Below are 13,193 nucleotides of genomic sequence, written 5' to 3'. Positions count from 1 at the left end.
AGTACGTTCCTGACGAACGAGGTGGCGTGGATGGGTACGGACACGGCACAGGCGCCCACCGGACCGGTCGTGGTGCGCCGGCCAGGGTCGGTGCTGGTGAGCTGGCTGACGACGACCGACCACAAGAAGATCGGTCACCTCTATCTGATCACGGCCTTCGGTTTCTTCCTCATCGGCGGTGTGCTGGCCCTGCTGATGCGTGCCGAACTGGCCCGGCCGGGCCTGCAGATCATGACGAACGCGGAATTCAACCAGGCGTTCACCCTGCACGGCACGATCATGCTGCTGCTTTTCGCCACGCCCGCCTTCGCCGGTTTCGCCAACGAGATCATGCCGCTGCAGATCGGCTCCCCCGATGTGGCCTTTCCCCGGCTGAACATGCTCGCGTACTGGCTGTTCCTCTTCGGCGGGCTGATCGTCCTGGGCAGTCTGCTGACGCCGACGGGGGGCGCCGAATTCGGCTGGACGGCTTACGCGCCGCTCAATTCGATGACCCGCTCGCCCGGCATCGGCGCCGATATGTGGATCATGGGGCTGGCGCTGTCCGGCTTCGGCACCATCCTGGGTTCCGTCAACTTCGTCGCGACCATCATCGGGATGCGGGCGCCGGGCATGACGATGTTCCGGATGCCGGTCTTCACCTGGAACGTGCTGTTCACCTCGATCCTGGTGCTGATCGCCTTCCCCGTGCTGGCGGCCTCGCTGCTGGTGCTGGAGGCGGACCGGCGGTTCGGCTCGGTGGTCTTCGAGGCGCAGTGGGGCGGATCGCTGCTGTGGCAGCACCTGTTCTGGTTCTTCGGGCACCCCGAGGTCTACATCATCGCGCTGCCGTTCTTCGGCATCATCACGGAGATCATCCCGGTCTTCTCGCGCAAGCCGATCTTCGGTTACACGATGCTGATCGGCGCGACGATGGCCATCACGGGGCTGTCCGTGGTGGTCTGGGCGCACCACATGTTCGCGACCGGCGCGGTGCTGCTGCCCTTCTTCTCCTTCATGTCCTTCCTGATCGCGGTGCCGACGGGGGTGAAGTTCTTCAACTGGATCGGGACGATGTGGCACGGTTCGCTGTCCTTCGAGACACCGATGCTGTGGGCCACCGGATTCCTGGTGAGCTTCCTTTTCGGCGGGCTGACCGGGGTGATCCTGGCCTCCCCGCCGCTGGACTTCCACGTCACCGACACCTATTTCGTCGTCGCCCATTTCCATTACGTGGTCTTCGGGACGGTCGTCTTCGCGATGTTCGCCGGCTTCTATTTCTGGTGGCCGAAGTTCACCGGCAGAATGCTCGACGAACGGCTCGGCAAGATCCACTTCTGGACGCTGTTCACCGGCTTCCACACCACCTTCCTGGTGCAGCACTGGCTGGGCGCGCAGGGTATGCCGCGCCGGATCGCCGACTACCTGACGGCCGACGGCTTCACCACGCTGAACACCGTCTCCTCCGTCGGCGCGTTCCTGCTGGGCATGTCCACCCTGCCGTTCCTGTACAACGTCTGGCGGACGACGAAGTACGGCACGAAGGTGGAGGTGGACGATCCGTGGGGCTTCGGGCGTTCCCTGGAGTGGGCGACGTCCTGTCCCCCGCCGCGGCACAACTTCACCACCATCCCGCGCATCCGCTCCGAGGCGCCCGCCTTCGACCTGCATCACCACCAGACGGCGCAGCGGGCGAAGGAGGAAGACGAGACGGCCGCGGGCAAGGCCCACGGGCCGGAATGAGCATGGCGGGTGCGGGTGCGCAGGCGGGTACGGGCTGCGCGTACGGTGTCGGCGCCGGTGCCGTACGGCCGTACGCATGCGTCGGCCCGTGGCCCGCGGACAGCTTTCGGCCCCCGGCGGTGCCGGGGGCCGGACGGACAGACGGATGGGCGGGTCCGACGGCTCTCGTGGACGGCCGCTGCCCGGGGTGACACCCCGGGCGACCGCGGTGGCCTGGCGGCTACCAGCGGTACCAGCGGGCGCGCGAGCCCCCGTTCCCCGTGGTGCGGAACAGGAAGCCCAGGAGCCAGACGACCAGTACGGCCACTGCGATCCACCACAGCGCCTTGAGCGCGAACCCCGCGCCGAAGAGGATCAGCGCGAGAAGAAGAACCAAAAGTACAGGAACCATGTGATTCGCACCTCCACGCATGCGGGTGCCCCTCTTCGCCCGCACTATGCCGGTGCCGTACCGCCTGTTCGTCCCCGGGCCGCCCGTGGCTGCCGGGGCCGGTGGCCTCCGGCGGGCGCAGGGGGCGTGCGGATCAGGTTCTCAGTCCGCCTCCGGGCCGGTGCGGCCCGCGACCCGTATCGCCAGGTCGTTGTCGAGCGTGTAGTACGGGCCGATCCTGACCCGGGCGGTCCGCGTGGCGACGGGCAGCGCCGGATAGGTGACGGTCTGCTTCCTGTCCGGGGCGTCCTCCAGCAGCCGGGCGATCCGGGCCGGCTCGGCGTCCTCGGCGGCGCGCACCCACAGGTCCCAGCGCTCGGTGCCGCCCGTCCAGTGCCCGGCCAGCGGCTCGTAGGGCAGGGTGAAGGTGAAATCGGGGCCTTCGCCCGTCAGGGGGACGGTGATGACCGGCACTCCGGTGGCCGGGGCGGCGATGACCGGTGCGGCGGTGGTGGTGACCGCGACGCCGGGGCCCGTCGGGCCGGAGGTCCCCGCGCCGGGGGCCGTCGCCGTACGGGAGGGGGTGTCGGCGCGGGAAGGGGCCCGGTCCATGCCGTCGGCCGCGTCCCCGCCACCGAGAGGGGACACCGCTCCGCGCGAGCGGGCCTCGGCGATGGCGCCGGGCGCCAGCGCGGCACCGTACAGCCGGCCGCGCACCGTCACTCCTTCCGGTGAGAGGCTCAGCTCACCGGCCTCCGCGTGCGGCCCGCGCAGCCAGCTCCGCAGCGCCAGACTGCCGTGCCTGGTCGCGTACGGGATGCGTACGCCGAGCCGGCCGATGCCGGCCAGCGGCCTGCGGTCCACCAGGGAGCGCAGGTCGTTGACGCCCGGCAGCAGTGGCCGCGCCTCCTGGCCGTCACCGAGGTCCGCGTAGGCGTTCCAGCGCCCCTCGGCGAGCGCGACGGTGCTGGGCAGGACGGCGCGCAGCCGCCCGGAGCAGGTCGGGCCGAGCGGCAGCCGCACCTCGTCGGCCTCGCCGTCGCCGCCGCGCAGCCGCAGCACCAGCGCCGCGCTCCAGACCGCGTCGGCCTCGCGGCTCGGCGCGGTGACGTCGAAGGTCAGCCCGCCCGCGGAGTCCGCTATGCAGTCGGCCCGCAGCTCCGGCGGGCCGTCCGGAGACGGGCATGTTGACGCGTTCATGCCGTCCGCACCCCTCCCGCAGTTCCCGCCATTCCCGTGACCACGGCCTCGCGAGCCGGGGCGCAGGCCGTCCGGACCGTCCCCCCGATGCCGGTCCCCCCGGCACCGCCGGCCTGGCCAGTCAGGAATGAGGTGTACATCCGTCCGATCCCATGGTCTTCCCGCGCGGGCGAGGTTGCTCGCCCCACTTCTGAACGTTCAGACCCGGGCGGACGGTTCCGGGTTGGTCCCCATGGCCAAGTTGTTCCTCAAAAGTTAGGGCATCGGTGTCGAGGACGGGGAACTTTTATGGATCTTGACGCGTACTCCCGTTCCAGGAGGCACGGCGAGGCGGGCGGGCGCACCCTCTTCCCGCCCTCACGGCGACTCCGTCCCCCGCCTTCATGGCCGGTACGGGAGCTGGGGCACGGTAAAACAGTTGGTGTCCATGTCGCCACTCCGGGTGACCCAGCCGCCCTTGCCCCCGCGCGCCGCGTCCTGCCAGCGTGCCACCGACAGACACGTACGGCTCGTGCGGGGCGGCGTGCGCCGGGGGGTGTAGGACGTCGGGAGCAGCAGGCCACGGGCGGTGTAGGGACGGCCCCGGCCGACGTACCGCTCCACACACGCGCGGGTGAGGTCGCGCCCGCAGGAGAGCGCGGCGTCGGTGAACCACATCGCCGCGGCCCACCCCTCCAGTTGCCACTGGGACAGCGGCTTGCCCTTGGCGTGCCGTGCCATCGCCTCCCGGAACCGGCGTACGGCCGGGTGGCCGGTGTCGTCATAGTTGCGGCTCGATCCGGTCACCCAGAGAGAGTTACGGCATCCCGGCGCGTTCTTGTAGTCCTTGGCGACCGTGTCCGACCAGTTCTGCACATTGGTGACCTTGGCGGTCGGTTTCACACCCGCCGCGTCCATCGCCTCGCACAACTGGGCGTTGCCGTGGGTGTCCATCGCGTCGAAGACCAGGTCGGCGCCGCGATCGCGCAGATCGGCCGCCACCGCCGGGAAATTGGGCAGCGCGAAGTCGACCTGCTCGGTGATCACGTCGTACCCCTCGGTCTCCAGGCCGCGCACGACCAGCCGCGCATACGCGGCGGAGGACGCCTGGTTGTAGGAGACGACCGCGGCGCTACGGGCCCGCTGGGCGCGCTTGAAGTAGCGGTAGACCTCCGTGCCGCCGTACAGCCGGCCGCCCCAGCCCGGTTCCTTCCCGTCGCGCGGCGCCTGGCTGCCGTAGATCCCGTACAGATGCGGATAGGTGTCGTACGCGGCGCCGATCGGCTGGCCGCCGATGTCCGGGACGCCCGCCTCGCTGACCCGGGGCGCGCCCGCGTAGTCCAGGGCGGTGGTCGCCACGAGGGCGAAGACCTTCCGCTCCTCCAGCAGCTTTTGCACGCACTCGTTGTTGCCCACCCCGCTGCCGCCGTCGTCGCAGGTGACGACCTCCACCGGACGGCCGCCGATGCCGCCCTTGCGGTTCAGCTCCGCGAAGTACGCCCGGGCGCCGTCGCGCGGCCCGGTGAACGTCTCGCCGCCCACCGGGCTCGTGGCGCTCGTCACGATGCCGACCGTGACGGGCGCACGCGCCGTGCCGTCGGCGGGGGCCGTGGCGCGGTGCTCGAAGTCGCTCTCCGGGAGCCTGCTCCCGCAGGCCGCGGTCAGCGCGAGCAGCAGCGCCGCGGCCACCGCGCCGGCCGGCCGCGGGCGGGACCGGCGGGCACGCACCGGACGCGGGGGGCGCGCGGGCTCTGGCCGGGCGGACTTTGGCCGGGCGGCGCCCACCTCGTCAGCAGCCCGGGGCCTTGACGCCGTCACCGCTCATCGCCACCAGGGCGCACAGCGTCTTGACCGACACCTTCCACACCTTGTCCTGGAGGACGGAGACCCCCTTGGCGTCCGGCAGCGCGGTGGCGCCCTTGAGGGTGAGGGTGTACGTCACGTCCGCCTCGTTCGAGGCGGTGAACCGGACGCCGGTGACCTTGGCCGCGACCTGCTGACCGCGCCGGTCCTCGTTGAACGCCGCCAGCAGCGGCGCGAGGTCCGCACCGTTCTCCAAGTACGCGGCCTTCTGGCTGTTGGAGAGCTTGGGGTCGAAGAACTTCTGCCAGTTCTGCTCGATCTGACGCCGGGCGGCGGCCGGATCGGCCGGTGCGCTGCCGCCCGGCGAGCCCGGAGCACCGGTCGTCGTCCCCGAACCCGGCGTACCCCTGCCGTTCGTGCCCGGACTGTGCGTGCCCGCCGACGAGGTGACGCCGCTGGGCGCCGGCTGACCGTCGTCGGAGGCGTCCGAGCAGCCGGCGGCCCCGGCCACCACGAGCAGCACCGCCGCCGCCAGCGCCGGGGCCCGGCGCACACCTGCCCCTTGGGCCATCGTCCCCACCACCGTCCGTAGTCGGTCTTCGATCGGTCTCCGGTCGGTCCCGTACGAGCCTTCTGAGGTGCCGTTCCACAGGGCATAGTGCAGCTATTCGGCGAATGCCGCGAGGGGGCCCGATGCGCGAGGCGCGAACACGGTTCGGGGGACGGCTGGTTCAGTGGGGCGGCTGGGCGGCGCTGGCGGCCGGGGCCGTGCTGTGTGCGATCGGCTGGTACGGCGTCTCCGGCGAGCGCTTCGCCGAGCGCCAGATCCCCTATCTCGCCTCCTGCACGATCCCGGGCGCGGCACTGATCGTCGCGGGGGCGATGCTGGTGGCGCGCGGTGACCAGGGGCTGGCCGCGGCTCGTGTGGAGGAGCTGTACGGGCTGCTGGTCGCCTACGAAGGAGAGCCGGGCGCGACGGAGCCGGGCGCGCAGGAGACGACCGCCGCCGCGCCGCACACCGGCACGGGTGCCCCGGCCGCCTCCCAGGTTCCGGACGAGGACGGGTCCACTGCCGGCGACCACGGCCAGGCCCCCCAGAGGCTGTTCGGTGTGCCCGGCGGCACGCTCTTCCACCGCCCGCGCTGCCCGCTGGTGGCGGGCCGCCCGGACGCCACGCCACTGGCGGCCGGTCTGCTGGGCGGTGACGACCTGCCCTTACGGCCGTGCCCGATCTGCGAACCGCCCACCGCAGCGGCCGGCGAAGACCGCGAGAGCCCCGCCCGGCCCCCGGAGTCCTGACGGTGGCCTCCCTCTCGTACGACCTCACCCTGGCGGGCCTGGCCGTGGGCAGCGCCGCCGCGCTCACCGGCATCGGCCTGATCGTCACCTACCGCGCCACCGGCGTCCTGAACTTCGCGCACGGCGCCATCGCCATGCTCTGCGCGTACGCCCTGCGGCAGTTGGCCGTCGAGTGGAACTGGCCGCTGCCCCTGGCCGCGGCGGTCACCCTGCTCCTCCTCGCCCCCGCGATCGGAGTGGTCCTGGACCGCGCCGTCTTCCGCCCCCTGTCCGTGCACGGGGCCGGCCCGGCCCGCACCCTCGTCGCCTCGCTCGGGGTCTTCGTCCTGATGATCGGCGGCGCGGGCCTGCTGTGGGGGACCGGGGCCCGTGCGGACGCGCCCGCCCTGCTGCCCGCCGACCCCTGGGTCCAGCTCGGTACGGCCGTCGTGCTGGCCGCCGGGGTCGCGGCGGTCACCCGCTGGACCCGTTTCGGGCGCGAACTGCGCGCCGTCGTCGACAACCGGCCGCTCGCCGTCCTGAGCGGGATCGACGCCGACCGGGTCGCCGCGGCCGGCTGGGCCTTCGGCTCCTTCACCGCCGGCCTGACCGGCGTCCTGCTGGCGCCGCTGCTGCGCCTTGACCCCTACGGGCTGCCGCTGCTGGTCATGGAGGTGATGGCGGTCGCGGTGGCGGCCGGGCTGCGCAGCCTGCCGGTCGCGGTCGGGGTGGCGCTGGCGGTCGGGGTGGCGCAGAGCCAGCTCACCCGGCTGCACCCGCACGGCAGTCTCGAACCGCTCCTCCAGGCCGTCGGCGCCAACCTCTTCGTCGTCGCGCTGCTGATCGCCGCGCTCACCCTGCGGGCCCTGCCCGCCCACACCGGCGCCGCCGGGGCCGGGGAGACCACCGGAACCGCCGGGGCCACCGGCACCGGGCCGGGCCGGGGCCGGCTGCCCGGCCGCGACGGCCGGGCATGGGTCGTGTGCGGCATCCTCTTCCTGCTCCCGCTCGGCTTCGCCGGCAGCGACCTGCACACCTCCATGCAGGTGCCGGCCCTCGGCGTGATCCTGCTCTCGCTGGTCGTGGTCACCGGCCGCGGCGGCCAGATCTCGCTGGGCCAGGCCGCGTACGCCGGGCTCGGCGCCCTGTTCACCGCGCTGCTGGCGGCGGGCCGCTTCCCGGGCCTGCCCGCCGTACCCGAAATCCCCGCGCTCCTGCTGGCCACCGCGCTCGTCGCCCCGCTCGGGCTGCTCACCGGCTGGCCCGCCATCCGCCGGCACGGCCTGGCGCTGGCACTGGCCACCCTCGCCATCGGGGTCGCGGTCAGCCGCTTCGTCTTCGCGCAGCCGTACGCCACCGCCGGCCTGGCCCTGGACCGCCCCTCCGGTTTCGCCGCCGACCGCGCCTACTACCTCCTCGAACTGGTGCTGCTGGGGCTGGCGCTGCTGTGTGTCGCGGCGCTGCGGCGCGGCCGTACGGGTCGGGCGCTGGCCGCGATGCGCGACCACGAACCGGGTGCGGGGGCGGCCGGCGTGGCCGTACCGGCCCTGAAACTGAAGGCGTTCGCGGCCGGTGCCGCGCTGGCCGCGCTCGGCGGCGGGATGCTCGGCATGGCACTGCGGGCCTTCGACCCGGGGGCCTACGACCCGGTGCGCGGGCTGCTGTGGTTCGCGGCCGTCCTGGTCATGGGTGCCGACAGCCTGCTGGGCGCGCTGGCGGCGGCCGTGCTGCTGGTGGGGCTGGACGCCGGCGCGCGGGGCGGCGCCGCCGCCGCGGTCGTCGGCGTGCTGGCCGTCCTTTCCGGCCGGCTGCCCCAAGGGCCGTACGAGGCGCTGCGCGCCACCACCGGCCGTTTCCTGTCCGCCCCGGCCCCGCGCCCCACTCCCCTGGCCGCCCGCGTGCGCACCCGCTTGCGCACCCGCCTCGCACCGCCCCCGGCCGACCCGGCCCCCGTTCCCGCGTCGGTATGCCGGGGATGCGTGTGCCTGGAATGCGTGTGCCTGCGGTCCGTATACCTGGGATCCGTATACCTGGAATCCGCGCGTCCGGGACCGGTGCGCCTGAGATCCGTCCGTCCGAGATCGGTACGTCTGAGATCGGCACGTCTCGCGGCCGTACGTCCGGAACCCGTACGCCCCGCACCGGAACCCGCATCCCGCCCGCCCCGGCCCGCCGACCCGGACGTCCCGGACGGCGGCGGCCCCCGCACGCCCCACGGGGAAGCCCTGGGCGTCCGCCGGTCCGCCACCGCGGAGCGACGCGGCGGGCCGGCTCACCGCCCGTCAGGTGCGGGCGGTCTACGACGGGTTCACGGCGCTGGACGGCGTGGGGCTGGATGTCCTACCGGGGCGGGTCACCGCCCTCATAGGCCCCAACGGCGCGGGCAAGAGCACGCTCTTCCACTGCCTGAGCGGCACCGTGCGCCCCGTCGCCGGCCGGGTGCTGCTCGGCGGGACGGACATCACCCGCCGTTCCGCGCACGCCCGCGCCCGGCTGGGGCTGGCGCGGACGTTCCAGCAGCCTGCCGTGTTCGAGGGGATGAGTGTGGCGGACAACGTACGGGTCGGGGCCGAGCAGAGCGGCGTACGGCATCCCGGGGCAGCCACCGACCGGGCGCTGCGGCTGCTCTCCCTGGACGGGCCGCTGCGGTCCGCCCCGCCACCGGGCTGGGGACCGGAACCCTGCGCCGCGTCGAGCTGGCCCGCGCGCTCGCCGGTCTGCCGCGCACGCTGCTGCTGGACGAGCCGACCGCCGGACTGGACGGCGCCGAGGTCGCCGCCCTGGCCACACTGCTCGGCGCGCTGGCGGCGGACGGCACCGCCCTGCTGATCGTCGAGCACGACCTCGATCTGGTCGCCGGGCTGGCCGACACGGTCTACGCGATGGACTCCGGCCGGATCGTCGCCCACGGTCCCGCCGCCCGGGTCCTGGCGGAGCTGGGCGCATGAGCGGCCGGGGCGCACGGGAGGACGGCGCGGCGCACGGGAGCGGCGCGGCGCACGGCGCCAGCAGGGCGCGCGGGGCCGGCGGAGCGCGGCAGGACGACGGGACGCGGCAGGGCGGCGGGGTGAGCGTATGAGTGTCGAGATCGAACTGCGTGCCGCCCGCGTCCGGTACGGGCCCCTGGAGGCCCTGCACGGCGTCGACCTGCCGTTCGCCGCCGGCGAGCTGTCCGTCCTGCTGGGCCGCAACGGCTCCGGCCGCACCACCGTCCTGCGCGCGCTGGCCGGTACCGTCCCGCTCGGTTCCGGGCGCGTCATGTGGCGCGGCAGGGACGTCACCGGGGTCCCGGCCCATGCCCGCGCCCTGCGCGGCCTGGCCCTGGTCCCCAACCGCGCGGCGGTCTTCGGCTCGCTGACCGTCGCCGACCAGCTCGCGCTCTGCGCGCCCGGCGGCGCCTACGGTCCCGCGCTGGCGGCCTATCCGCCGCTGCGGGCCCTGCTCGGCCACCGCGGCAGCACGCTGTCCGGCGGTGAGCAGCGGATGCTCGCCGTGGCCCGCGCGCTCCTGACGTCCGCCCGGCTGCTGCTCCTGGACGAGCCGACGCAGGGCATGTCACCAGCCGTTGCGGCCCGTACGCACCTGCTGCTGGGCGCCGTCACGGGCGCGGCCGGGGACGGCGGTGCCCAGGCGGCGACGGCGGACGCGGGCACCGGGGGCGTCACCGAAGTTCCGGCGGGCATCCGTACCGGCCGTACGGTCGTCGTCGCCGAGCAGGCCCTCTCCCCCGCCCTGCGCCGCGCCGCCACGTTCGTGTACGAACTGCGGCGCGGCACCCTGGCCTTCGCCGGCGAGCCCGCCGAGGTCCCGGAGCCGGAAACCGGATGATGCCCGCGCCAGGAGCCCGGGCCCGCTACGCCCGCTGGGCCTGCCGTGTCTGCTGGGCCTGCTGCTCCTGCCCCGGGTGCGCGGCACCGGTCTGGCCGAGGAGCCCGTACCGTTTGGCGCACTCGGGCCAGGCGTTCCAGCCCTGGCTCTCCCGCACCCGTTCGGCGACCAGGATCTGTTGCTCGCGGGTGGCGAGGTCGGCGCGTGGGGCGTAGGCGAGACCGCCGTACTCCTCCCAGGTCGACTGCCGGAACTGGAGTCCGCCGTAGTAGCCGTTGCCCGTGTTGGCGCTCCAGTTCCCGCCGCTCTCGCACTCGGCGATGCAGCCCCATGGCCATATGTCGTCGGCGCACTTTTCCTGGCGCAGGTCCTTCGGGCCTCGGTGGCCCGGGCGTCACCGGGTGCCCACAGGGCCAGGGCCATCACGGCCGCGGCGATCCACGGTGTGGTTCCGGCGATCCGTCGTGAGGTTCCGACGCTCCGCCGTGGGGTTCCGGCGCCTGGTGGGAGCGGCGCCGTGCTGTGGTGTGCCATGGCGTGACGTTACGCAGGAACGTTTATGCAGAGCGTCCCGACACGCCCGGACAAAGCGGCGTCCCACACGGCCGGCGGAACGGCCGCGCGAGACGCCTCGATCACCTGTTCACGTTGTTTTTCGCATCGCTTTTCCCTTGCCCGCACCTCAGAGGGCGAGCCGCTGCCCCGGGACGATCAGATGCGGGTCACCCCCGACAACGGCGCGGTTGGCCTCGTAGAGGTCGCGCCAGCCGATGCCGTGGGCCGCGGCGATCCGGCTGAGGGTGTCACCGGGGCGCACCGTGTAGCCGGCCGCGGGGCCGCGGTGGGAGCGTGCGCGGTCGGGGTGACCGGTGGCCCGTTGTGGCGCGGAGCGGACCTCGGCCTTATAAGTCTTGCGGTGCTTGGGCTGTGCCTTGTGGGACTTCTGCGCCTTGCGGGCCGTGTGCGAGGTGCCGTACGAGGACCCGTGCTTGCCCTTGTACGCGTGCCGGGGCCCGCTCTTGTGCGCCTTGGGTGCGGCGGGGGCGCTCCCGTACGCACCGGCCCGGGCCGAGCAGACCGGCCAGGCGCCCCATCCCTGCGCGGCCTGCACCCGCGCCGCGACGGCTTTCTGCTGGGCGCGGCTGGCCCGGTCCGCGGTCGGCGCGTAGGCCGTACCGCCGTGCGCCCGCCAGGTCCCGGCGCTGAACTGGAGGCCGCCGTAGTAGCCGTTGCCGGTGTTGATGTGCCAGTTCCCGCCGCTCTCACAGCGGGCGATGCGGTCCCATACTCCGCTGTCCGCCGCCTGTGCCGTACCGGTGCCGGCGGTCAGCAGCGCGAGCGGTGCCGCCAGGGCCGCCGCTGCCAGCGCTGCGATGTCACGACGTATGACGCCCATCGGAAAAGGCATGGAATCCCTCTCGACGGACCCGGGGGTTTCCCCCTGCCGGCGGAGTACGGCCGCCTCTTGCGTCCGCGGTTCGCGCCGGCCCGCCCGCCGCGGGTGACGGGGCGGCACCCGGCCTCTTGGGCCGTCGCCCGCTTTCACCCGTACCCGGTCTTGCCCGTACTGGAATGCGATCGAAGCGGCGGACTTCCCCGGGCGGTGCTCGATGCACACGGTCGGAGAATGTAGGGAGCCGCCCTCCCGGTATCAACCAATCCGATGACACTCCAGGCCAGTTGAACGTTACCTTCGGTAGCGGCCATTTCCGGTCACCCACTTGATTCACCGATTTCACATTTTGTCGGTCCATCATCATTGCGATCTGTGACCCACCTCACTCACTCAACTTGCTTGCCTCATCCACGAGTTGACAAGGAGTGAGCGGTTCCGGCCGCCGCCTCACCCTGTGCTCCGATTGGTGCGATCCCGTGTCCGTACGCGCGTGACTCCTGCCACAGATCGCCCGTTGTCTTCGTTACGAGCCGGGGACCACCCGGCGCCCGCGCAGAGAACGAGGAGCCTTCCGTGCCGCGCATGCTCGACGTCAGCGACGACGTTCGCGCCGAGATCGGCGACGAAGAAGCCGACCGCCTGCTGGCCGGTGCTAACGCCCCCGGCAACTACGACTGCACCTCCTGCCGCACCCCCGGCGACAGCGACCAGGAGCGCACCAGCACCGTCCTGTTCGTGGGCGAGGAGACCGCGGTGCTCGCGTTCGCGCACGCCACGTGCATCCCCTCCCAGGTCGTCCCGGTCTCCGAGGAACAGCTCCAGGGAGCCGTGCGCTCCATCACCGGCGAGGACGGCGGGCCGGCCCCCGACCCGCTCCCGGCCGCGCCCTTCGGCGAAGGGGGACAGGCCGACCCACGGCAGGCGACCCTCGGCGTCACCTGCGGCCTGGTGCTGGTCGAGGACGATCTGCACCCCGCCCTGGTGGTGGAGCCGAGCGGCCCCATCGTCCGCCCCGGTTCGGACAGCCAGGTGGACGAGTTCCTCACACTGCTGACCGAACAGGGCTTCGCGCCGGTGGTGGACATGACCAAGCTGCCCGACGCCAATCCGGGCTGGTCGGTGCTGGTGGCCATGGGCCGGCTGCACGCCGTCCTCCAGCCGAGCGACGACAGCGCCCAGCAGACCGCCTGGTGGCAGGCCCACCAGCCGCTGGCCGTCACCGAGGGCTGGCGCACCGCCGCGCACCGCACGCGCTCCGTACTCGTGTACGCGGCGCCCGCGGGCGCCGTCGGCCACCAGCCGCGCGAGGACCTGATGCGCGTGGCGCTGGAGAAGGCCGCCGCTCAAGGGACGCTGGTCGCCGCCATGATGCCGCTCACCGGTACCTGAGCCGCGGCGCATCCCGTACGTGGCCGGGCGCCGGCCGCCCGGCCACGTACGTGTTCCCAGTCATCCGGTCGTCCGGCCATGGGGATGTCCGGCACCCGGCACCACTCCTGGCGCCGCTCCCGACACCGCCCCGGCATCGCGCCGCCCGTCCGGATCGGGCCGAGCGGCAGCCGTATCCGCCCGGACATACGCCAGGCAGCCGACCCGTCAGCACGCCGATGACCGGAG

The 13,193-nt window shown here is 73.3% G+C and carries 9 protein-coding genes and 2 pseudogenes; 5 read left to right on the top strand and 6 right to left on the bottom strand.

The window, feature by feature from the left end:
* Nucleotides 1–30: 30 nt before the first annotated feature.
* Complete coding sequence (gene ctaD, locus KGS77_RS29530; RefSeq protein ID WP_242587774.1) at nucleotides 31–1,722, top strand: cytochrome c oxidase subunit I; 1,692 nt, start codon at nucleotides 31–33, stop codon at nucleotides 1,720–1,722.
* Between the two features lie 220 nt (nucleotides 1,723–1,942).
* Here the strand turns inward: ctaD and KGS77_RS29525 are convergent, their stop codons facing one another.
* The 4 genes from KGS77_RS29525 to KGS77_RS29510 all read right to left on the bottom strand — a co-directional run bounded on the left by KGS77_RS29525 (nucleotide 1,943) and on the right by KGS77_RS29510 (nucleotide 5,645).
* A complete protein-coding gene (locus KGS77_RS29525; RefSeq protein ID WP_242586172.1) occupies nucleotides 1,943–2,113 on the bottom strand; it encodes a hydrophobic protein in 171 nt (56 codons plus the stop codon).
* A 141-nt stretch (nucleotides 2,114–2,254) separates the two neighbouring features.
* Entirely contained in the window at nucleotides 2,255–3,292 is a 1,038-nt protein-coding gene (locus KGS77_RS29520; protein ID WP_242586171.1) for a hypothetical protein, read from the bottom strand.
* 381 nt (nucleotides 3,293–3,673) lie between these two features.
* Nucleotides 3,674–4,999: an ABC transporter substrate-binding protein gene (locus KGS77_RS29515; RefSeq protein ID WP_242586170.1), complete on the bottom strand. Its 1,326-nt coding sequence runs from the start codon at nucleotides 4,997–4,999 to the stop codon at nucleotides 3,674–3,676.
* 61 nt (nucleotides 5,000–5,060) lie between these two features.
* Nucleotides 5,061–5,645 (bottom strand): hypothetical protein, encoded by a 585-nt coding sequence (locus KGS77_RS29510; protein WP_242586169.1) that lies wholly within the window; start codon nucleotides 5,643–5,645, stop codon nucleotides 5,061–5,063.
* Between the two features lie 122 nt (nucleotides 5,646–5,767).
* Here KGS77_RS29510 and KGS77_RS29505 point away from each other — a divergent pair, with 122 nt between their 5' ends.
* The 3 genes and pseudogenes from KGS77_RS29505 to KGS77_RS29495 all read left to right on the top strand — a co-directional run bounded on the left by KGS77_RS29505 (nucleotide 5,768) and on the right by KGS77_RS29495 (nucleotide 10,180).
* Nucleotides 5,768–6,373 carry a hypothetical protein gene (locus KGS77_RS29505; RefSeq protein ID WP_242586168.1) on the top strand — a complete coding sequence of 202 codons (606 nt, stop codon included), beginning with the start codon at nucleotides 5,768–5,770 and terminating at the stop codon, nucleotides 6,371–6,373.
* A gap of 2 nt (nucleotides 6,374–6,375) precedes the next feature.
* Nucleotides 6,376–9,300 (top strand): annotated as a pseudogene (locus tag KGS77_RS29500) (ATP-binding cassette domain-containing protein).
* Between the two features lie 127 nt (nucleotides 9,301–9,427).
* A complete protein-coding gene (locus tag KGS77_RS29495; RefSeq protein WP_242586167.1) occupies nucleotides 9,428–10,180 on the top strand; it encodes an ATP-binding cassette domain-containing protein in 753 nt (250 codons plus the stop codon).
* Between the two features lie 91 nt (nucleotides 10,181–10,271).
* Here the strand turns inward: KGS77_RS29495 and KGS77_RS29490 are convergent.
* Together KGS77_RS29490 and KGS77_RS29485 are read right to left on the bottom strand one after the other, a co-directional pair.
* A pseudogene (locus KGS77_RS29490) lies at nucleotides 10,272–10,532 on the bottom strand (transglycosylase family protein); the annotation flags it as partial.
* Between the two features lie 330 nt (nucleotides 10,533–10,862).
* On the bottom strand, nucleotides 10,863–11,576 hold the full coding sequence (locus tag KGS77_RS29485; RefSeq protein WP_347404546.1) for a transglycosylase family protein: 714 nt from the start codon (nucleotides 11,574–11,576) through the stop codon (nucleotides 10,863–10,865).
* A gap of 573 nt (nucleotides 11,577–12,149) precedes the next feature.
* Between KGS77_RS29485 and KGS77_RS29480 the strand changes: the two genes are divergently transcribed.
* The gene (locus tag KGS77_RS29480) at nucleotides 12,150–12,965 is read left to right on the top strand and encodes a hypothetical protein (RefSeq protein WP_242586165.1); all 816 of its coding nucleotides are present in this window, start codon (nucleotides 12,150–12,152) and stop codon (nucleotides 12,963–12,965) included.
* Nucleotides 12,966–13,193: the final 228 nt, after the last annotated feature.

Origin of the sequence: Streptomyces sp. MST-110588 (assembly GCF_022695595.1) — a bacterium.
Taxonomy (GTDB): domain Bacteria; phylum Actinomycetota; class Actinomycetes; order Streptomycetales; family Streptomycetaceae; genus Streptomyces.
Note: the sequence above shows the minus strand (reverse complement) of the source record. Positions and strands in the feature narration are given on the sequence as shown.

Bases quoted from the DNA above. Each gene is read 5' to 3' on its own strand.
- KGS77_RS29520 (WP_242586171.1), bottom strand. From the start codon at position 3,292: ATGAACGCGTCAACATGCCCGTCTCCGGACGGCCCGCCGGAGCTGCGG.
- KGS77_RS29505 (WP_242586168.1), top strand. From the start codon at position 5,768: ATGCGCGAGGCGCGAACACGGTTCGGGGGACGGCTGGTTCAGTGGGGC.
- KGS77_RS29525 (WP_242586172.1), bottom strand. From the start codon at position 2,113: ATGGTTCCTGTACTTTTGGTTCTTCTTCTCGCGCTGATCCTCTTCGGC.
- ctaD (WP_242587774.1), top strand. From the start codon at position 31: ATGGGTACGGACACGGCACAGGCGCCCACCGGACCGGTCGTGGTGCGC.
- KGS77_RS29495 (WP_242586167.1), top strand. From the start codon at position 9,428: ATGAGTGTCGAGATCGAACTGCGTGCCGCCCGCGTCCGGTACGGGCCC.
- KGS77_RS29510 (WP_242586169.1), bottom strand. From the start codon at position 5,645: ATGGCCCAAGGGGCAGGTGTGCGCCGGGCCCCGGCGCTGGCGGCGGCG.
- KGS77_RS29485 (WP_347404546.1), bottom strand. From the start codon at position 11,576: ATGGGCGTCATACGTCGTGACATCGCAGCGCTGGCAGCGGCGGCCCTG.